This is a genomic window from Methylobacterium sp. J-043, from assembly GCF_022829505.1.
Classification (GTDB): Bacteria; Pseudomonadota; Alphaproteobacteria; order Rhizobiales; family Beijerinckiaceae; genus Methylobacterium; species Methylobacterium extorquens_A.
This window is the reverse complement of record NZ_JAKSYB010000049.1, coordinates 63,626-83,173: the sequence shown is the minus strand read 5'-3', so window position 1 is coordinate 83,173 and position 19,548 is coordinate 63,626. Positions and strand designations below refer to the sequence as shown.

Sequence of the window (19,548 nt, the reverse complement as noted above, 5' to 3'; positions counted from 1 at the left end):
CCCTGCCGTACCCGGCGAAAGGCTTCTTTCGTGAAACCTTCCGGCTCCCGCAGCTTTCAGGTTAGGACGACAACCTTACAATTTGGTTGCGTCATTTCCGCCATCAACAGGGAAATGCGTATCAGACAACGTCTTGAATGCTTTGACTGCGTCTGTTCCCGGTCGGTCTCGATGTCCGACACGATGGCGAAGCGGGCGTTCTTTTGAACAGTACTTAAAACGTCCGCAAAACGCCCGAAAGCCGGCCGCCTACTCGGCCGCCGCCTTGGCCGGGCTCTCGCCGACGTCGAGATTGGCCAGGAACTTTTCCGCCTCCAGCGCGGCCATGCAGCCCATGCCGGCCGCGGTGATCGCCTGACGGTAGACGTCGTCGGTGACGTCGCCGGCCGCGAACACGCCCGGGATCTCGGTCTCGGTGGTGCCCGGCGTCACGGTGATGTAGCCGCCGTGCCGCATCGGCAGTTGGCCCTCGAAGATCCCCGTGGCCGGCTGGTGGCCGATCGCCACGAACAGGCCGTCGGTGGGCTGCTCGACGATCGCCCCGGAGCGCAGATCCTTCAGGCGCAGATGCGTGACGGAGGGTGGCGTGTCGGAGCCGCAGATTTCCTCCACCGCGTGGTGCCACTTCACCGTGACGTTGGCGTGCTTGAACAGGCGCTCCTGCAGGATGCGCTCGGCCCGGAACTCGCCGCGGCGGTGGATCACGGTGACCGACTTGGCGAGGTTGGCCAGATACAGCGCCTCCTCGACCGCGGTGTTGCCGCCGCCGACCACGGTCACGTCCTTGCCGCGGAAGAAGAAGCCGTCGCAGGTGGCGCAGGCCGAGACGCCGAAGCCCTGGAACTTCGCCTCCGAGGGCAGGCCGAGCCACTTCGCCTGGGCGCCCGTGGCGATGATGAGCGCGTCGCAGGTGTAGGTTTCGCCGGAATCGGCCTCCAGCCGGAACGGGCGCACGTTGAGATCGACGCTCGTGATGTATTCCGAGACGATCTTCGTGCCGACATGCTCTGCCTGGAGCCGCATCTGCTCCATCAGCCAGGGGCCCTGGATCGCGTCGGCGAAGCCCGGATAATTTTCGACATCGGTCGTGATCATCAGTTGGCCGCCCGGCTGGAAGCCCGAGATCAGCAGGGGCTCGACCATGGCGCGGGCAGCGTAGATCGCGGCGGTGTAGCCGGCCGGTCCCGAGCCGATGATGACGAGCCTCGCATGGGTATGGGCCATCTGTGCCGTCTCCTGTCGGCGGGCGTCCCGATCCTTGGGCGCCGGCCGTCCGTTGTTTGTGTAGCCTCGCGCGCAGTCTGACACGAGGAAGGCAAAAATTTCTTCCCAAAGCGGACGACGCGGGCAAACGGCCCGTTCTGTCCCGATGCCGCCTCAGAACGGTCCGCGCGGGTCCGACGTCCGTTCGGCCGGGCGCGGCACCGCAGCCGTGTCCCCCGCCAAGCGCGCGCGGTGCCGCCCATAAGCCTCCGCCAGGGCCGCGGCGATCTCCGGCGTCGCGTCGATGGGAGCGTAGCGCAGCGCCTCCAGGCGGCCGATGAACGGCTTCAGCGCACCGGCCATGGCGAGGCCCGCGAACATTCGCCGATGCCGGATATAGGTACGCGGCAGATCGAACAGCAGGAGGGGCACGCCGGTGCTCGCGGCCTCGCCCACCATGTTGGCTGAATCGGAAGTGACGACGATGTGGTCGGCGATCGCCAGCATGCCGACGTAAGGGTTCTCGCCGCTGCCGTCCCAGAAGAAACCGCCCTTGTCCTTCACCAAGTTTTCGAGGGCGATGCGCAGGTTCGGTGGCGTGCGCCGGGACACCGTGAGCATCAGCGAGCAGCCGCCATCGGCCAGCTTGGTGAGATCGCGCACGAGCCGCTGCATGTCGGCTTTGCGGTAGCGCAGATGCCGGCTGTCCCCGCCGATCAGCACGGCGATGCGCGGCCAGGGCAGGCGCGCGAGACGCGGATCAGGCGTCGTGCGGGCGGTGTCGAGCCGGGCGCGGGAGACGGGATGCGGCGCAGTGAGCGTGGTGAAGACGTTGGGACCGCGCAGGTCGTCGTAGTCGGGAACCCAGATGAAATCCGCGGTGTCGTGGCCGGTGCGCGGATCCTTGAGGAAGGCCGTGAAGGTTGTCTCGCCCGAGGCGCGGCGCACGGCGCGCAGATAGGGCACGGCGCGCCGCCCCGACGCGATCAGGAGATCGGGGAGCGGGCCTTGCAGCAGGCCGCCGGCCCGGCCCGGTGCGTCCCGCGGGTCGATCGGCCCCCATGGGGCCATCCAGGTCAGCGGCCGTCCGTCCGGAATCCGCCGTGTCTCGTAGGAGACGCCGAGCGCCTCGGCGATGCCGATGCACTGGTTCTCGTCGCCGGCCTTGCCATCGGTGAGGATCCAGGCGCGGGCCCGCGCGAGTTGCGGCGGCACGCTGCCGTCCACCTTCACCAGCCCTTGCACCGGCCCCTGTTCGTTCACGCGACGCAAACCTTCGATCCCACCAAACCCGGCCTTACTGGGACGGGAGCCTGCGCCGCAGCCACTGCGCGTAGTGCTCGGCCAGGGCCGCGACCCGCCGCCGCTCGGAGGCCGGATCGTACCACGCCCCGCCGGAACTCGCGGGCAGGGCCGAGAGCTGGGGATGGCGCGCGAGGATCTCGCCCCCGCGGCCGACCAGCAGCGCCTCGCCGTCGAGGTAATCCGTCGTGCCGCTGCCGCCGAAGCTGCTGCGGTCACCGCCTTGCGAACCGCCATAGGCGGCGAGCGAGAGGCCGCTCACGCGCACCACCAGCGTCGGCGCGCCGCGGACGATGCGGTCTCGGAAGCTGCGCCGCATCGCCTCGGTCAGATCGGCGCGTAGAACCTCCGTCTGCGGGCCGCGGGCGTAGACTTGCAAGGGGCGCACATCGACGGTGATGCCGCCGACCCGGTCGAAGACCTGGTCGAAATCCTGCGCCCCGGCCGGGACGCTGAGCGCGAGCCCGGCCAAAACCCCGGCCAGGCGGCCGAGCACGGGGATCAGGCTCCCCACTCGACGGCGACGACCTCATAGGACTTGCCGCCACCGGGCGTCGTGACTTCCACCGTGTCGCCGACGGCCTTGCCGATCAGGGCGCGGGCGATGGGCGAGGAGATCGAGACGCGGCCTTCGCGCACATCCGCCTCCGGCTCGCCGACGAGCTGGTAGGTCTTCTCCTCCTCGGTATCCTCGTCCAACAGCTTCACGCGGGCGCCGAACTTGATCTTGGAGCCGGACAGCTTCGAGGTGTCGATGATCTCGGCCCGCGCGATCATGCTTTCCAGTTCGAGCACCCGCCCCTCGTTGTGGGACTGGGCCTCCTTGGCGGCATGGTACTCGGCATTCTCGGACAGGTCGCCCAGCGCGCGCGCCTCGGAGATTGCCTGGATGATGCGCTGCCGCTCCACCTGCTGGCGACGCTTCAGCTCCTCCTCGAGGGCTGCGTAGCCGCGTGCCGTGATGGGAAGCTTGTCGATGCTCATGGTCTCGCGCCACAATGAAGAGGCCCGGCCGGAGCGAAACGCTCCTTCCGGGCCGGGATAACGGCTCTCGATCGTGTGCTCTCGGGCCGCCCGCTTCCGCTCGGCGGGCCGCCCGGCACACGAACGTTTATTTAGGCCGCGAAGTATTCCTGCAAGGCGCGGACCTGAAGATCGCCTTCGAGGTAGGCCTTGATCCCCTCGGCCGCCGCCATCGCGCCGGCGAGAGTGGTGTAGTACGGCACTTTATGCAAGAGGGCCGCCCGCCGGAGCGAGCGTGAGTCGGAGAGCGCGCCGGCCCCCTCGGTGGTGTTGATGACCAGCGCGATGTCGCCGTTCTTGATCGAATCGACGATGTGGGGACGGCCCTCCAGCACCTTGTTGATGCGCTGGGTCGGGATGCCCTCGTCCGCGAGGTAGCGCTGCGTGCCGCCGGTCGCGAGGATGGTGAAGCCGAGGCCGGAGAGCTGTCGGATTGCCGGCAGCACGCGGGGCTTATCATCGTCACGCACGGAGACGAACACCGTGCCGGTGCGCGGCACCGCCGTGCCCGAACCGAGCTGGCTCTTGGCGAAGGCCACGCCGAACCCGGCATCGAGCCCGATTACCTCGCCGGTCGAGCGCATCTCCGGCCCGAGCAGCACGTCGACGCCGGGGAAGCGGGCGAAGGGGAACACCGCCTCCTTCACCGCGATGTGGTCGAGTTGCTTACGTCTGAGGCCGAAGCTGTCGAGGCGCTCACCGGCCATGACCCGCGCGGCGATCTTTGCGATCGGCTCGCCGATCACCTTGGCGACGAAGGGCACCGTGCGCGAGGCGCGCGGGTTTACTTCCAGCACGTAGATCGCGCCGTCCTTGATCGCGTACTGCACGTTCATCAGGCCGCCGACCTTGAGGGCCAGCGCCATCGCCTTGGTCTGGCGCTCCAGCTCGGTGATGATCTCGGGCGAGAGCGTGCGGGGCGGCAGCGAGCAGGCGGAATCGCCTGAGTGGATACCCGCCTCCTCGATGTGCTCCATGATGCCGGCGATGAACACGCTCTCACCGTCGCAGACCGCATCGACATCGACCTCGGTCGCGTCCGAAAGGTAGCGGTCGAACAGAAGCGGGTTCTTGCCCAGCACCGTGTTGATCTGCCCCGTCTTGTCGTTGGGGTAGCGCGCCTTGATGTCGGAGGGGATCAGGCTCGGCAGCGTGCCGAGCAGGTACTCGGCGAACTGGGTCTCGTCGCGGATGATCGCCATGGCCCGCCCGCCGAGCACGTAGCTCGGGCGCACGACGAAGGGCAGGCCGAGTTCGGCCGCGACCAGCCGGCTCTGCTCGACCGAGTAGGCGATGCCGTTCTTGGGCTGCTTGAGGCTGAGCTTGTCGAGGAGCCGCTTGAACTGGTCGCGGTCCTCGGCGAGGTCGATCGCGTCCGGCGAGGTGCCGAGGATCGGCACGCCGGCAGCCTCCAGGGCGCGGGCGAGCTTGAGCGGGGTCTGGCCGCCGAACTGCACGATCACGCCGTGAAGCTGGCCCGCCTGCCGCTCGGTCTCGATGATTTCGAGTACGTCCTCCGCCGTCAGCGGCTCGAAGTAGAGCCGGTCGGAGGTGTCGTAGTCGGTCGAGACCGTCTCCGGATTGCAGTTGACCATGATGGTCTCGTAGCCGGCCTCCGTCAGCGCGAAGCAGGCGTGGCAGCAGCAATAATCGAACTCGATGCCCTGGCCGATCCGGTTCGGGCCGCCGCCGAGGATGATGACCTTCTTCTTGTCCGACGGGTACGCCTCGTCCGCGGTCTGGCCGGCGAAGGGGGCGACGTAGGTCGAGTACATGTAGGCGGTCGGCGCCTTGAACTCGGCGGCGCAGGTGTCGATCCGCTTGAAGACCGGACGCACGCCGAGAGCCCGGCGGGCGGCGCGCACGGCGTCCTCGTCGGCGTCGGTCAACACGGCCAGCCGCGCGTCGGAGAAGCCGGCGGCCTTGAGTTGGCGGAAGGCGCCCGGCGTCCCCGGCAGGCCATGCGCCTTCACCCGGTTCTCCAGATCGACGATGGCTTGAAGCTGCTCGAGGAACCACGGATCGATCGCGCAGGAGGCGTAGATCTCCTCGTGGCTGATCCCGAGGCGCATCGCCTGCGCGACCTTGAGGAGGCGATCCGGCGTCGGCGTGCCGAGCGCGGCCTTGATCGCGTTGTGGTCGTCGCCCTTGCCGAGACCCTCGATCTCGATCTCGTCGAGGCCGGTCAGCCCCGTCTCCAGCGAGCGCAGGGCCTTCTGCAAGGATTCCGCGAAGCAGCGGCCGATCGCCATGGCCTCGCCCACCGACTTCATCGCGGTGGTCAGCGTCGGCTCGGCGCCGGGGAACTTTTCGAACGCGAAGCGCGGGATCTTGGTGACGACGTAGTCGATCGTCGGCTCGAACGAGGCCGGGGTCGCGCCGCCGGTGATGTCGTTGGCGATCTCGTCGAGCGTGTAGCCGACGGCGAGCTTGGCCGCGACTTTGGCGATGGGGAAGCCGGTCGCCTTCGAGGCCAGCGCCGAGGAGCGCGACACGCGCGGGTTCATCTCGATCACGATCATCCGGCCCGTCTTCGGGTCGATCGCGAACTGCACGTTCGAGCCGCCGGTCTCGACGCCGATCTCGCGGAGCACCGCCAGCGAGGCGTCGCGCATCACCTGATACTCTTTGTCGGTGAGCGTCAGCGCGGGGGCGACGGTGATCGAGTCGCCGGTATGCACGCCCATCGGATCGACGTTCTCGATGGAGCAGACGATGATGCAGTTGTCCGCCTTATCGCGGACGACCTCCATCTCGTACTCCTTCCAGCCGAGCACGCTCTCCTCGATCAGCACCTCGTTGGTCGGCGAGGCGTCGATGCCGCGCTCGACGATCTCGAGGAACTCCTCGCGGTTGTAGGCGATGCCGCCGCCGGTGCCGCCCATGGTGAAGGAGGGGCGGATGATCGCCGGCAGGCCGACTTCGGCGAGCGCGATCAGCGCCTGGCCGAGCGCGTGCTCGATGTAGCGCCGCCGCCGGTCGCCCTCAGCCCCGCTCCATTGCCGATCGAACTCGGCGAGCGCCGCCGCGCGGACGGCCGGGTCCGACTGCGCCGCCTCGATGCGCGCTTTCTCGGCGAGATAGCGGTCGCGGTCGGCCTTCTTGGCGGCCGAGGCGTTGGCGAGTTCCGATTTCGGGGTCTCCAGGCCGATCTTGGTCATCGCGTCGCGGAAGAGGTTGCGGTCCTCCGCCTTGTCGATGGCCTCGGCGGTCGCACCGATCATCTGCACGCCGAACTTTTCCAGCACGCCCATGCGCTTCAGCGACAGCGCGCAGTTCAGCGCGGTCTGGCCGCCCATGGTCGGCAGGAGCGCGTCGGGCCGCTCCTTCTCGATGATCTTGGCGACGATCTCCGGGGTGATCGGCTCGACATAGGTCGCGTCGGCCATGTCCGGGTCGGTCATGATCGTTGCCGGGTTCGAGTTCACCAGAACGATCCGGTAGCCCTCTTCCCGCAAGGCCTTGCAGGCCTGGGTGCCGGAATAATCGAACTCGCAGGCCTGCCCGATGATGATGGGGCCCGCACCGATGATGAGAATGGAGGAGATGTCGGTGCGTTTCGGCATTGAGCGCCTTGAAGCGAGTTCGCGCGCGCTCGCCCTCGCGCACCGCCGTTTCGAAGGCGGCGCCAAGGGGGCGCAGGCGCTGGGATGATCGTCAAGCCCCGCGTTTACACGCAGCCGCGCAGGTTTGAAAGGCCCGGCTCGTCCGGCCTCGTGATGCTTTGCGTGAAGCGTACTTGAAAATATAATAATTCAATTTCGCAAGTAATGAATGATTTGATGCTTAGTGAAAGACTCGGTATCTCGTGATTGTCGATGAATTCATCGACTATCTTAAGAATTATTCCGAGGAAACGAATGATGATCTTCAGAGTGCTGATCGCTGCGGCCACGCTCGCCGTCGCCCTGCCGGCAGCGGCCGACGAGGTGCCGGTCAAGATGCTCAACAGCGGGCCGGGCGGGATGATGGTGTTCGATCCCGCGCTCATCCGGCTGAAGCCCGGCGACAGCATCAAGTTCCTGCCGACCGACAAGGGGCACAACGTCGAGACGATCAAAGGCATGGCGCCCGATGGCGCCGAAACCGTCAAGACGACCGTCGGTCAGGAGGCCGTGGTCAAGTTCGACAAGGAAGGCGTCTACGGCTTCAAATGCGCGCCGCATTACATGATGGGTATGGTCGCCCTCGTGGTAGTCGGCGACAAGCGCGACAACCTGGAGGCCGCCAAGAGCGTTCAGCACAACAAGCTGACACAGAAGCGCCTGGATCCGCTCTTCGCGCAGGTTCAGTAGCGGTGACGGGCGGCCCGGCCGCGTCGGGCCCGGGCCGCTTCGCCTCAATCGCCGGCCATCACCAGCGCCCAGAAGCGCTTGTAGCGCGTCGCCGGAGCGTCGAACCGGGCGATGCCGACGCGGCGGAGCTGCGGCATCAGCATGTTGCGGTTATGCTCCGGCGAGGCCTTCCAGCGGGCGAGCACCTGATCGAAGGTCTCGGAGCCGGCGCTCAGGTTCTCCGAGGCGTAGCGCTTGCCGAAGCCGGCGCCTGCCATGCGGCTGTCGAAGCTTCCGGCGATCTCGTGGCTAAGCCGCCCGGCCCGCGCATTGGCTTGTGCCTGGAGCGAAGCCGCGGTGATCAGGCGGGAATCGATGACGACGGAACTCAGCCCGTGCTGCGCCCTGTAGCGGGAGATCGCGGCGGCGGCGGCCTGCTCGTCGAGAATGATCGGCACGGCCGGCACGCCCGCATCGAGAACGGGTGATCCTCCGCATCCGGCAAGTGTCAGGCTCACGAGCGTCAGGGTGACGAGAGCCGCGGCGGCGGACAGGCGCAGGTTCTGCATCGGTGAGGGTGAGGTCTGCAGCGTGAGTCGGATGCGCCCGCTTCCCTGGCCGTTGCGGCGAAACCGGGGCGCCCCTCACTCCGACGGGCCACATTGCGCGGCTTGTGGCGCGTCGGTCACGCCGAGCCAAGCGCGCGGCATCAAGCGTGCATCAGGCAGCGATGTAATCTGTTGTATAGATGAGGAATGAGTTTTGGTATCCCGGTCAAATCGACATCGGGAACATGGCGCGGGCGACGGGGCTCGAACCCGCGACCTCCGGCGTGACAGGCCGGCACTCTAACCGACTGAGCTACGCCCGCGTTCTGTGTCGCCGGCCGGCTGGGCTCGTGTCGGCGACGAGGCGGGGTTTAGGTGGGGCGCCTCGGGCTGTCAAGCAGCGGATTCGCGAAATGCGACGGTCCGGCGACGGTAAGCGAAACAGGCCTCGATGGCGGCCGGCTGCGACCCATCGGACGGCGCCGCCTCTGATCGCTCTGCATGCGCGGCTCGGCGCGCACCACTTAGCCCTTGCGGGGTATCGAGGTGCTGCCGCGTCCGGTCCGGATGGGTTCGCGGGCTCTCTCTCCCTCCAGACGATGCATCTCGTGATGTCAGAACGGCGCACGCCCGCGCTCACGGCGGTGCGGCCCCATCCCCACGGCATGGATGAAAATCTTCCCCCGCCGGTTCCGGTAGGACTGCGCCCATCCGCCCCGTCGGCGGGTGCACGAAAGTGCCCATCTGTCAGCCAATGAGGTGATTGTGCGACGCGCAATGCCCTTGTTTCGCCGGGGGGGCTCGTCTAAGCCTCGCCCGCGCTCAGTCTGGCATTGGAGGAATTCCATCCGAGGGATTCCACGGGCCGTAAAGTCGTCGCGAGGGCCGTCGTTCATGATCCTCACGCGCAACCACATGAGAGGTGCGGCATGACCGGCCTATTGGCGGATTACCTGCCGCTCATCATCTTCCTTGGCGTGTCGCTGTTCATCGCGGCGGCGCTGCTGATTGCTCCCTTCATCGTGGCCTATTCGAGCCCCGATCCGGAGAAGCTCTCGGCCTACGAGTGTGGTTTCAACGCCTTCGATGACGCGCGCATGAAGTTCGACGTGCGCTTCTACCTCGTGGCGATCCTGTTCATCATCTTCGACCTCGAAGTCGCCTTCCTGTTTCCCTGGGCGATCACCTTCGGGGAACTCGGCTGGTTCGGCTTCTGGTCGATGATGATCTTCCTCGGCGTCCTCACCGTCGGCTTCGTCTACGAGTGGCGCAAGGGCGCCCTCGAATGGGACTAGCGGCAAGGGTTCGCCCACGTCGTTTCCCTCCCGCTCTCGCTCAGAGGCAGAGATGGCCCTGACTCCGACCTTCTCCCGCGCGCCCGACATCGCGCCGGCGCCCAAAGGGATCATCGATCCCGCAACCGGCCGTCCGATCGGCGCGAACGATCCGACCTTCCTGTCGATCAACGACGAGTTGGCCGACCGCGGCTTCCTCGTCACCAGCGCCGACGAACTCATCAACTGGGCTCGTACCGGCTCGCTGATGTGGATGACCTTCGGTCTCGCCTGCTGCGCGGTCGAGATGATGCAGATGTCGATGCCGCGCTACGATTGCGAGCGCTTCGGCTTCGCGCCGCGCGGCTCTCCGCGGCAATCCGACGTGATGATCGTCGCCGGCACGCTGACCAACAAGATGGCCCCGGCCCTGCGCAAGGTCTACGACCAGATGCCGGAGCCGCGCTACGTCATCTCCATGGGCTCCTGCGCCAATGGCGGCGGCTACTACCACTACTCCTACTCGGTGGTGCGCGGCTGCGACCGGGTGGTGCCGGTGGATATCTACGTGCCGGGCTGCCCGCCGAGCGCCGAAGCCCTGCTCTACGGCGTCCTGCTGCTTCAGCGGAAGATCCGCCGCATCGGCACGATCGAGCGGTGAGGGAGGGCGCGATGGAGGCCATCACCACCAACGGCATCACGCTTCGCCGGACCGTCGCGGCCGCTCAGGGCGAGGACGCCCTGCGGACCATGGGCGAGCGGATCGCCGGGGCGCTCGGTCCGGCAGTCACCGAATGGGCCATCGCCCATGGCGAGCTGACGCTCGTCGTCCAGGGCAGCGACATCGTCTACGCGCTGACCTACCTGCGCGACGATCCGGCGTGCGCCTTCCGCTGCTTCATCGACATCTGCGGCGTCGACTACCCCCAGCGCGCGCGCCGCTTCGACGTCGTCTACCACCTGCTGTCCCTGCGCCATAACACGCGGGTGCGCGTGAAGGTGCAGACGGATGCTGCGACGCCGGTGCCCTCGGCGATCCCCGTCTTCCCGGCGGCCAACTGGTACGAGCGTGAGACCTACGACCTCTACGGGATCCTGTTCTCGGGCCATCCCGACCTGCGCCGGCTGCTGACCGATTACGGGTTCGAGGGTCATCCGCTGCGCAAGGACTTCCCGCTGACCGGCTTCGTCGAGGTTCGCTACGACCAGGACGAGGCGCGGGTGGTCTACGAGCCGGTCAAGCTCACCCAGGAGTTCCGCAACTTCGACTTCCTGTCGCCATGGGAGGGCACGGACTACGTGCTGCCGGGCGACGAGAAGACGTCGAGCTGAGGGCTGCGGCGATGACCGAACACAACATCCGCAACTTCTCGATCAATTTCGGGCCGCAACACCCGGCGGCGCACGGCGTGCTGCGCCTCGTGCTCGAACTCGACGGTGAGGTGGTCGAGCGCGTCGATCCGCATATCGGGCTCCTGCACCGGGGTACCGAGAAGCTGATCGAGCACAAGACCTACCTCCAGGCGACGCCCTATTTCGACCGGCTCGACTACGTCGCGCCGATGAATCAGGAGCACGCCTTCTGCCTCGCGATCGAGCGGCTCGCGGGCATTGAGGTGCCGCGCCGGGCCCAGCTCATCCGCACCCTGTTCTGCGAGATCGGGCGGCTGCTCTCCCACCTTCTCAACGTCACCACGCAGGCGATGGACGTCGGCGCACTCACGCCGCCCCTGTGGGGCTTCGAGGAGCGCGAGAAGCTGATGATCTTCTACGAGCGCGCATCGGGCGCTCGGCTCCACGCCAACTATTTCCGCCCCGGCGGCGTCCACCAGGACCTGCCGCCCGCGCTGATCGACGACATCGACGCGTTCTGCGATCCGTTCCTGAAGGTGGTCGACGACCTCGACAACCTCGTCATGGCCAACCGCATCTTCAAGCAGCGCAACGTCGACATCGGCATCGTCTCGGTGGACGAGGCCATGGCCTGGGGCTTCTCCGGCGTGATGGTGCGCGGCTCGGGTATCCCGTGGGATCTGCGCAAGTCGCAGCCCTACGAACTCTACGAGGAGATGGAGTTCGACATCCCCGTGGGGAAGAACGGCGACACCTACGACCGTCAGGTGATCCGCATGGAAGAGATGCGGGAATCCGTGAAGATCATGCGGCAATGCGTGGCCAAGCTGCGCGAGCCCGCCGGCCAAGGCCCGATCGCCTCGATCGACGGCAAGTTCGCGCCGCCGCCGCGCCGGGAGATGAAGCGCTCGATGGAAGCGCTCATCCACCACTTCAAGCTCTACACCGAGGGCTTCCACGTGCCCGAGGGCGAGGTCTACGCCGCGGTCGAAGCGCCCAAGGGCGAGTTCGGCGTCTACCTCGTCTCCGACGGCACCAACAAACCCTACCGCTGCAAGATCCGCGCTCCGGGCTTCGCCCATCTTCAAGCGATGGATTGGATGTGCCGCGGCCACCTGCTCGCCGACGTGTCCTGCGTGCTCGGCACGCTCGACATCGTGTTCGGCGAAGTGGACCGCTGAGGAGACGGGTCGAACGTCATGGCCAACCGCAGGCTAGCCCCCGCTGCCGAGCAGCCCCAGGACTTCGCGTTCACGTCCGAGAACGCTGACTGGGCTCGCGGCCAGATCGCGAAATATCCGGAGGGCCGGCAGGCCTCGGCCGTCATCCCGCTGCTGTGGAAGGCGCAGGAGCAGAATGGCGGCTGGCTGCCGCAGAAGGCGATCGAGGCGGTCGCCGACGAACTCGGCATGCCGCATATCCGCGTGCTGGAGGTCGCGACCTTCTACACGATGTTCGCCCTTGAGCCGGTCGGCCGGTTCTGGATCCAGCTCTGCGGCACCGTGCCCTGCGATTGCTGCGGGGCGAAGGAGCTGAAGGCCGCGCTCCACGAGCGCCTCGGCCCCGCCGGTCACGTCTCGGCGGACGGCAACTTCTCCTGGCTCGAAGTGGAATGCCTTGGCGCCTGCTGCAACGCGCCGATGGTCCAGATCAATCAAGACTACTACGAGGACCTGACGCCCGAGAGCTTGAACAAGCTCATGGACGACCTTGCCGCCGGCCGCCCCGTGAAGGTCGGTTCGCAGATCGGCCGGGTGTCTTCAGAGCCGCAGGATGCGGTCAACACCCTGACCGACGAGAGCCTGTTCGACGGCTCCCGCGTCGGCGCCTGGCGCAAGCGCTTCGAGCAGACCGAGAGCGCCGCCGAGGAAGGTGTGAAGAAGGACGAGGCCGCCTCGACCGAAGCCCGCGTCAAGAACGAGACCAAGCCTGCCCATCCCTCCTCCGGGCGCGCCAACGAGACGAACGCCGTCGATGCGCCCGCCGAGCGGGCGAGCGCCGGCGAGACGCCTGTGAAGGCCGAGGATCGGGACGACGCGCGGGACGCGAAGGCGTCGTCCGCCCAGGATTCGGCCGTCGAGGAAGACGAGATCCTGCGCACGGAGCCGCCGCAGCATCCGGCAACCGTCGGTGCCGGCGACGACGTGCCCGAGGGCGAGAACCCGGAGGCTCGCGCCGATGCTGCGGGCACCCGGCCGAAAGGGCTCGACGCCCCCCGCGACGACCGTCCGGACGATCTGACCAAGATCAAGGGCGTCGGCCCGATCAACCAGCGCCGTCTTAACGATCTCGGCGTCTGGCACTTCGATCAGGTCGCCGCATGGTCGCCGACGGAGGTCGCCTGGGTGAGCGCCTACCTCGCCTTCCCGGGCCGGATCGACCGGGAGAACTGGGTCGGACAGGCGTCCGACCTCGCCGGCAGCAGGGGCTGAGGAGCGGATCATGCTCGCCGATCAGGATCGCATCTTCACCAATCTCTACGGCCTGCACTCGCCGGGGCTGGACGCCGCGAAGAAGCGCGGCGCGTGGGACGGCACCAAATTCCTGCTCGACATGGGCCGGGACTGGATCATCGACGAGATGAAGGGCTCCGGCCTGCGCGGCCGCGGCGGCGCCGGCTTCCCGACCGGCCTCAAATGGTCGTTCATGCCCAAGAAGTCCGACGGGCGCCCGCATTACCTCGTCGTCAACGCCGACGAGTCGGAGCCGGGCACCTGCAAGGACCGGGAGATCATGCGGCATGACCCGCATCTCCTGATCGAGGGATGCATGCTGGCGTCCTTCGCCATGGGCGCGCATGCCTGCTACATCTACATCCGCGGCGAGTACGTGGCGGAGAAGTTCGCGCTCCAGCGCGCGGTGGACGAGGCTTACGAGGGGCGCCTCGTCGGTCCCTCGAACGTCCACGACTACCCGTTCGACATCTACGTCCACCACGGCGCCGGTGCTTACATCTGCGGCGAGGAAACGGCGCTCATCGAGAGCCTCGAAGGCAAGAAGGGGATGCCGCGGCTGAAACCGCCATTCCCGGCCAATATGGGTCTCTATGGCTGCCCCACGACCGTCAACAACGTCGAGTCGATCGCGGTGGCCGGCACGATCCTGCGCCGCGGCGGCGCGTGGTTCGCGGGCCTCGGCGGCAAGAACAACACCGGAACCAAGCTGTTCTGCGTCTCGGGCCACGTCAACAAGCCCTGCAACGTCGAGGAAGAGCTCGGCATCACCTTCCGCGAGCTGATCGACAAGCATTGCGGCGGCATGCGCGGTGGCTGGGACAACCTGCTCTGCTCGATTCCCGGCGGCTCCTCGGTGCCGCTGGTGCCGGCCGAGCAGATCATCGACGCCAAGATGGACTTCGACACCCTGCGCAACCTCGGCTCGGGCCTGGGCACCGCGGCGGTGATCGTGCTCGACAAATCGACCGACATCGTCGGCGCGATCGCCCGCATCTCGTACTTTTACAAGCACGAGAGTTGCGGCCAGTGCACGCCCTGCCGCGAGGGCACCGGCTGGATGTGGCGCGTGCTCACCCGCATGGCCGCCGGCCGCGCGCAGAAGCGCGAGATCGACATGCTCCTGGAAGTCACCAAGCAGGTCGAGGGCCACACGATCTGCGCGCTAGGCGATGCCGCGGCATGGCCGATCCAGGGCCTGATCCGGCACTTCCGGCCCGAGATCGAGAAGCGGATCGACCAGTACAGCGCCAACCCGCACATGGATGCGGTGCCGATGGCGGCGGAGTGAGTGCCGCCCCGATGCTCACCTTCGAGATGACCCGATGACCAAAATCCTCATCGACGGCACCGAGGTCGATGTTCCGGCCGACTACACCTTGCTGCAGGCCTGCGAGATCGCGGGTGCGGAGATCCCGCGCTTCTGCTTTCACGAGCGGCTGTCGATCGCCGGCAATTGCCGCATGTGCCTCGTCGAGCTGAAGGGCGCGCCCAAGCCCGTGGCCTCCTGCGCCTACGCGGTGAAGGATTGCCGGCCGGGACCGAACGGCGAGCCGCCGGAGGTTCTCACCCGCTCGGGCACGACGAAGAAGGCGCGTGAGGGGGTGATGGAGTTCCTCCTCATCAATCACCCGCTCGATTGCCCGATCTGCGACCAGGGCGGCCATTGCGACCTGCAGGATCAGGCGATGGCCTACGGCGTCGACTCGACCCGCTACAGCGAGAACAAGCGGGCGGTCGAGGAAAAATACATCGGCCCACTGGTGCGCACGGCGATGAACCGCTGCATCCACTGCACCCGCTGCGTCCGATTCCTCGCGGAAGTGGCCGGCGTGCCGGATCTCGGCGCCATCGGCCGCGGCGAGGACATGGAAATCACGAGCTACCTCGAAGAGGCGATGGGCTCGGAGCTTCAGGGCAACGTCGCCGATCTCTGCCCCGTCGGCGCGCTGGTGCACAAGCCGCAGAGCTACAACGTGCGCCCGTGGGAGCTGCACAAGACCGAGTCCGTCGACGTGATGGACGCGGTCGGCTCGGCGATCCGCATCGACGCCCGCGGCCGCGAGGTGATGCAGATCGAGCCGCGTATCAGCGAAGAGATCAACGAGGAGTGGATCTCCGACAAGACCCGTCACGTGGTCGATGGCCTGCGCCTCCAGCGCCTCGACCGCCCGTTCCTTCGTGAGAACGGCCGCCTGCGCCCCGCCTCCTGGGGGGAGGCGTTCTCGGCGATTGCCGCCAAGGTGAAGGGCGCCGATCCCAAGCGCGTCGGCGCGCTCGTCGGCGATCTCGCGGGCGCGGAGGAGATCTTCGCCCTCAAGGCGCTGATGGGCTCGCTCGGCGTCACCAACCTCGACGCGCGCCAGACCGGTGAGGCGATCGATCCGGCCTGGGGCCGGGCCGCCTATACGCTCGGCGCGACAATCCCCGGCATCGAGCAGGCGGACGCGATCCTCATCGTCGGCGCCAACCCGCGCACCGAGGCTTCGCTGCTCAACGTGCGCATCCGCAAGCGCTGGCGCATGGCCCCGGTCTCGATCGGGTTGATCCTCGACGAGCAGCCGGACCTGACCTACCCCTACACCTATCTCGGCGCCGGCTCCGACACGCTCGGCTCCATCGCCAAGGGCGAGCACAGCTTCCTCGACGTGCTGAAGAAGGCCGAGCGTCCGCTCGTCATCGTCGGCGAGGGCGGCCTCGGTTCGCTCGCCGCCGCCGCGGCGCTGGCCAAGGACGTCGGCGCCGTGGCCGACGGCTGGAACGGCTTCGGCGTGCTCAATACGGCGGCCGCCCGCGTCGGCGCCCTCGATCTCGGCTTCGTGCCGGGGGAGGGGGGGCTGTCCTTCTCGCAGATGATCGAGCCGGGTGCCCTCGACGTCGTGTTCAACCTCGGCGCCGACGAGCGCGTCATCGGGCCGGGCGCCTTCGTGATCTACCAGGGCACCCACGGCGATGCCGGCGCGAGCCGCGCCGACGTGATCCTGCCGGGCGCGGCCTACACCGAGAAGAGCGCGACCTACGTCAACCTCGAAGGCCGAGTGCAGATGGCCAACCGCGCCGGCTTCCCGCCGGGTGATGCCCGCGAGGATTGGGCGATCCTGCGCGCGCTCTCCGACGTGCTCGGCAAGCGCCTGCCCTACGATTCGCTCGTCGCGCTCCGCAAGGCGATGTACGCGGCCCATCCGCATCTCGCGGCGGTCGGTCAGGTCGAGACCGCCGACGCGGCGGCCACGCTCGATCGGCTTGCCGCGGTTCCGGCCGCGACGGAGAAGGCCACCTTCTCCTCGCCGGTCGCCGACTTCTACCTCACCAACCCGATCGCCCGCGCCTCGCGGGTGCTCGCCGAGTGTTCCGGCCTCGCCCGAGGCCGAGCCCTCGAAGCGGCCGAATAGGGGACGCTAACCGATGACCTTCTGGGAAGTGCTCGGCACCGTCCTGCTGATCGCGCTGAAGAGCTTCGTGCTCCTCGCCGCGCTCCTCGTCTTCATCGCCTACGCGCTGCTGGCCGACCGCAAGATCTGGGCGGCGGTGCAGTTGCGCCGCGGCCCGAACGTGGTCGGGCCCTGGGGCCTGTTCCAGTCCTTCGCCGACCTCCTGAAGTTCGTGCTGAAGGAGCCGGTGATCCCGGCGGGCGCCAATAAGGCGATCTTCCTGCTGGCGCCGCTGGTCTTCGCGATGCTGGCGCTGGCGTCCTGGGCGGTGATCCCGCTCGCCGACGGCTGGGCGATCGCCGACATCAATGTCGGCATCACCTACATCTTCGCGATCTCCTCGCTCGGCGTCTACGGCGTCATCATGGGCGGCTGGGCCTCGAACTCGAAATACGCCTTCCTCGGCGCGCTGCGCTCGGCGGCGCAGATGATCTCCTACGAGGTCTCGCTCGGCTTCGTCATCATCTGCGTGCTGCTCTGCGCCGGCTCGCTCAACCTCTCGCGCATCGTCATGGCGCAGGACACCGCGCTCGGCCTCTTCGGCTGGTACTGGCTCTGGCTGTTCCCGATGTTCGGCGTGTTCTTCGTCTCGGCCCTGGCCGAGACCAACCGCCCGCCCTTCGACCTGCCGGAGGCCGAGTCGGAGCTCGTGGCGGGCTACATGGTCGAGTATTCCTCGACGCCGTACCTGCTGTTCATGCTCGGCGAGTACGTGGCGATCATGACCATGTGCGCCCTCGGCACGGTCCTCTTCCTCGGCGGCTGGCTCTCGCCGATCCCGTTCGTGCCCTTCACCTGGGTGCCCGGCGTGATCTGGTTCGCGCTGAAAGCGAGCTTCCTGTTCTTCATGATCGCCATGGTGAAGGCCATGGTGCCCCGCTACCGCTACGACCAGCTTATGCGGCTCGGCTGGAAGGTCTTCCTCCCGCTCTCGCTGATCTCGGTCATCGTCGTCGCCTTCGTCCTCAAGCTCACCGGCCTCGCGCCGGGCGCCTGAACCCAACGGAATTGGAGATCGCGCCGTGAAGCTCGATCAGGTCGCTAGAAGCCTTCTCCTGAAGGAGTTCGTGTCGGGGTTCTTCCTCGCCATGAAGTACTTCTTCAAGCCGAAGGCCACGATCAACTACCCCTTCGAGATGGGGCATCGCGGGCCGCGGTTCCGCGGTGAGCACGCCCTGCGCCGTTACCCCAACGGCGAGGAGCGCTGCATTGCCTGCAAGCTTTGCGAGGCGATCTGCCCGGCTCAGGCCATCACCATCGAGGCGGGGCCCCGCCGCAACGACGGCACGCGGCGCACGACGCGCTACGACATCGACATGGTGAAGTGCATCTATTGCGGCATGTGCCAGGAGGCCTGCCCAGTCGATGCCATCGTCGAGGGTCCGAACTTCGAGTTCTCGGTCGAGACCCGCGAGGAGCTGCTCTACGACAAGCAGAAACTGCTTGAGAACGGCGATCGCTGGGAACGCGAGATCGCCCGCAACATCGCGGTCGATGCGCCGTACCGCTAGTTCGGCCGCCGACATCGGTTGTGCGTCGCACAGCCCAGTTCTATAGAGCACCGTCCCGAACGGCGGCTTCCGGCCTTCGGAAAAAGACGATGCGGAAACAGGAACCTAGCGCCTCGCTGTCGATGCGCTAGACCGGCCGCCGCCTGCGGCCGAGGGTCCACCGAGGCAGAAGGGAGCCGCTCGCTTGGGCGGCCGATGCTGAAAATCGCATGACCGCAGCCGCCGCCTTCTTCTATCTCTTCGCGGGCTTCGCCGTGGCCTCGGGCTTCATGGTGATCGCTGCCAGGAACCCCGTCACCTCGGTGCTGTTCCTGATCCTCGCCTTCGTGAACGCCGCCGGGCTGTTCGTGCTGATGGGCGCCGAGTTCCTGGCGATGATCCTGGTCGTCGTCTATGTCGGCGCCGTCGCGGTGCTGTTCCTCTTCGTCGTGATGATGCTCGACGTGGACTTCGCCGCCCTCCGCCAGGGCTTCCAGCGCTACCTGCCGATCGGCGGCCTGATCGGCGCGATCTTCCTGATCGAGCTCGTGCTGGTCGTCGGCACCTGGACCATCGATCCGGGCCTCGTGCAGGCGCCGCTCGGCCGCGCCGCCCACGGCGAGACCGCCACCAACACCGAGGCGCTCGGCCGGGTGCTCTACACGGACTATGTCTACGCCTTCCAGATCGCCGGCCTGATCCTGCTGGTGGCGATGATTGGCGCCATCGTGCTGACCCTGCGCGAGCGCACCGGCGTCAAGCGTCAGAACATCGCCGTGCAGAATGCCCGCACGCAGGGCATGGCGGTCGATACCATCAAGGTGCCCTCGCGGCAGGGCGTGGAGGTCTGAGGCCGATGATCGGATTGAGCCACTACCTGACGGTTGCCGCGATCCTGTTCACGCTCGGCGTGCTCGGCATCTTCATCAACCGCAAGAACGTCATCGTCATCCTGATGTCGGTCGAGCTGATCCTGCTCGCCGTGAACATCAACCTCGTCGCCTTCTCGACCCACCTCAACGACATCACCGGACAGGTCTTCGCCCTGTTCGTGCTGACGGTCGCCGCGGCCGAGGCCGCGATCGGTCTGGCGATCCTGGTGGTGTTCTTCCGCAACCGCGGCTCCATCGCCGTCGAGGACGTGAGCATGATGAAGGGCTGACGCCGCCTCCCTGAAGAGAGCCCCGTCCCCTTCGT

18 protein-coding genes and 1 tRNA gene are annotated in these 19,548 nt (G+C 67.2%); 12 read left to right on the top strand and 7 right to left on the bottom strand.

From position 1 onward, the window contains the following. Positions 1-249: 249 nt before the first annotated feature. The 5 genes from trxB to carB form a co-directional block, all read right to left on the bottom strand. Positions 250-1,224: a thioredoxin-disulfide reductase gene (gene trxB / locus MKK50_RS13560; protein ID WP_253373873.1), complete on the bottom strand. Its 975-nt coding sequence runs from the start codon at positions 1,222-1,224 to the stop codon at positions 250-252. Between the two features lie 153 nt (positions 1,225-1,377). Continuing rightward, entirely contained in the window at positions 1,378-2,466 is a 1,089-nt protein-coding gene (locus MKK50_RS13555; protein WP_499022953.1) for a mitochondrial fission ELM1 family protein, read from the bottom strand. Between the two features lie 34 nt (positions 2,467-2,500). After that, complete coding sequence (locus tag MKK50_RS13550) at positions 2,501-3,001, bottom strand: hypothetical protein (RefSeq protein ID WP_499022949.1); 501 nt, start codon at positions 2,999-3,001, stop codon at positions 2,501-2,503. 5 nt (positions 3,002-3,006) lie between these two features. Next, complete coding sequence (gene greA, locus MKK50_RS13545; RefSeq protein ID WP_253374122.1) at positions 3,007-3,483, bottom strand: transcription elongation factor GreA; 477 nt, start codon at positions 3,481-3,483, stop codon at positions 3,007-3,009. A gap of 137 nt (positions 3,484-3,620) precedes the next feature. Beyond that, complete coding sequence (gene carB, locus MKK50_RS13540) at positions 3,621-7,094, bottom strand: carbamoyl-phosphate synthase large subunit (protein WP_499022946.1); 3,474 nt, start codon at positions 7,092-7,094, stop codon at positions 3,621-3,623. A gap of 294 nt (positions 7,095-7,388) precedes the next feature. Here carB and MKK50_RS13535 point away from each other — a divergent pair, with 294 nt between their 5' ends. Then, entirely contained in the window at positions 7,389-7,823 is a 435-nt protein-coding gene (locus MKK50_RS13535; RefSeq protein ID WP_253373876.1) for a pseudoazurin, read from the top strand. 44 nt (positions 7,824-7,867) lie between these two features. Here MKK50_RS13535 and MKK50_RS13530 read toward each other — a convergent pair whose 3' ends face one another. After that, positions 7,868-8,371 carry a CAP domain-containing protein gene (locus MKK50_RS13530; protein ID WP_499022944.1) on the bottom strand — a complete coding sequence of 168 codons (504 nt, stop codon included), beginning with the start codon at positions 8,369-8,371 and terminating at the stop codon, positions 7,868-7,870. A 225-nt stretch (positions 8,372-8,596) separates the two neighbouring features. Next, a tRNA-Asp gene (locus MKK50_RS13525) sits at positions 8,597-8,673 on the bottom strand. Between the two features lie 606 nt (positions 8,674-9,279). Here MKK50_RS13525 and MKK50_RS13520 point away from each other — a divergent pair. The 11 genes from MKK50_RS13520 (at position 9,280) to nuoK (ending at position 19,513) form a co-directional block, all read left to right on the top strand. After that, positions 9,280-9,645, top strand: a complete 366-nt coding sequence (locus MKK50_RS13520; RefSeq protein ID WP_015821657.1) for an NADH-quinone oxidoreductase subunit A — start codon at positions 9,280-9,282, stop codon at positions 9,643-9,645. A gap of 52 nt (positions 9,646-9,697) precedes the next feature. Continuing rightward, entirely contained in the window at positions 9,698-10,285 is a 588-nt protein-coding gene (locus tag MKK50_RS13515) for a NuoB/complex I 20 kDa subunit family protein (protein ID WP_003598199.1), read from the top strand. Positions 10,286-10,296: 11 nt separating this feature from the next. Continuing rightward, positions 10,297-10,956, top strand: a complete 660-nt coding sequence (locus MKK50_RS13510) for an NADH-quinone oxidoreductase subunit C (protein ID WP_253373878.1) — start codon at positions 10,297-10,299, stop codon at positions 10,954-10,956. Positions 10,957-10,967: 11 nt separating this feature from the next. Beyond that, complete coding sequence (locus MKK50_RS13505; protein ID WP_253373879.1) at positions 10,968-12,158, top strand: NADH-quinone oxidoreductase subunit D; 1,191 nt, start codon at positions 10,968-10,970, stop codon at positions 12,156-12,158. An 18-nt stretch (positions 12,159-12,176) separates the two neighbouring features. Next, positions 12,177-13,409: an NADH-quinone oxidoreductase subunit NuoE gene (gene nuoE / locus MKK50_RS13500; protein ID WP_499022940.1), complete on the top strand. Its 1,233-nt coding sequence runs from the start codon at positions 12,177-12,179 to the stop codon at positions 13,407-13,409. Between the two features lie 10 nt (positions 13,410-13,419). Next, positions 13,420-14,721 (top strand): NADH-quinone oxidoreductase subunit NuoF, encoded by a 1,302-nt coding sequence (gene nuoF, locus MKK50_RS13495; protein WP_499022938.1) that lies wholly within the window; start codon positions 13,420-13,422, stop codon positions 14,719-14,721. 34 nt (positions 14,722-14,755) lie between these two features. Continuing rightward, entirely contained in the window at positions 14,756-16,822 is a 2,067-nt protein-coding gene (gene nuoG, locus MKK50_RS13490) for an NADH-quinone oxidoreductase subunit NuoG (RefSeq protein WP_499022935.1), read from the top strand. 13 nt (positions 16,823-16,835) lie between these two features. Next, complete coding sequence (nuoH, locus tag MKK50_RS13485; protein WP_253373882.1) at positions 16,836-17,858, top strand: NADH-quinone oxidoreductase subunit NuoH; 1,023 nt, start codon at positions 16,836-16,838, stop codon at positions 17,856-17,858. Between the two features lie 25 nt (positions 17,859-17,883). Beyond that, the gene (gene nuoI, locus MKK50_RS13480) at positions 17,884-18,372 is read left to right on the top strand and encodes an NADH-quinone oxidoreductase subunit NuoI (protein ID WP_056205043.1); all 489 of its coding nucleotides are present in this window, start codon (positions 17,884-17,886) and stop codon (positions 18,370-18,372) included. Between the two features lie 209 nt (positions 18,373-18,581). Next, positions 18,582-19,202: an NADH-quinone oxidoreductase subunit J gene (locus tag MKK50_RS13475; RefSeq protein WP_003598184.1), complete on the top strand. Its 621-nt coding sequence runs from the start codon at positions 18,582-18,584 to the stop codon at positions 19,200-19,202. A 5-nt stretch (positions 19,203-19,207) separates the two neighbouring features. Continuing rightward, positions 19,208-19,513, top strand: coding sequence for an NADH-quinone oxidoreductase subunit NuoK (gene nuoK / locus MKK50_RS13470; RefSeq protein WP_003598182.1), 306 nt, complete (start codon positions 19,208-19,210; stop codon positions 19,511-19,513). Positions 19,514-19,548 lie beyond the last annotated feature (35 nt).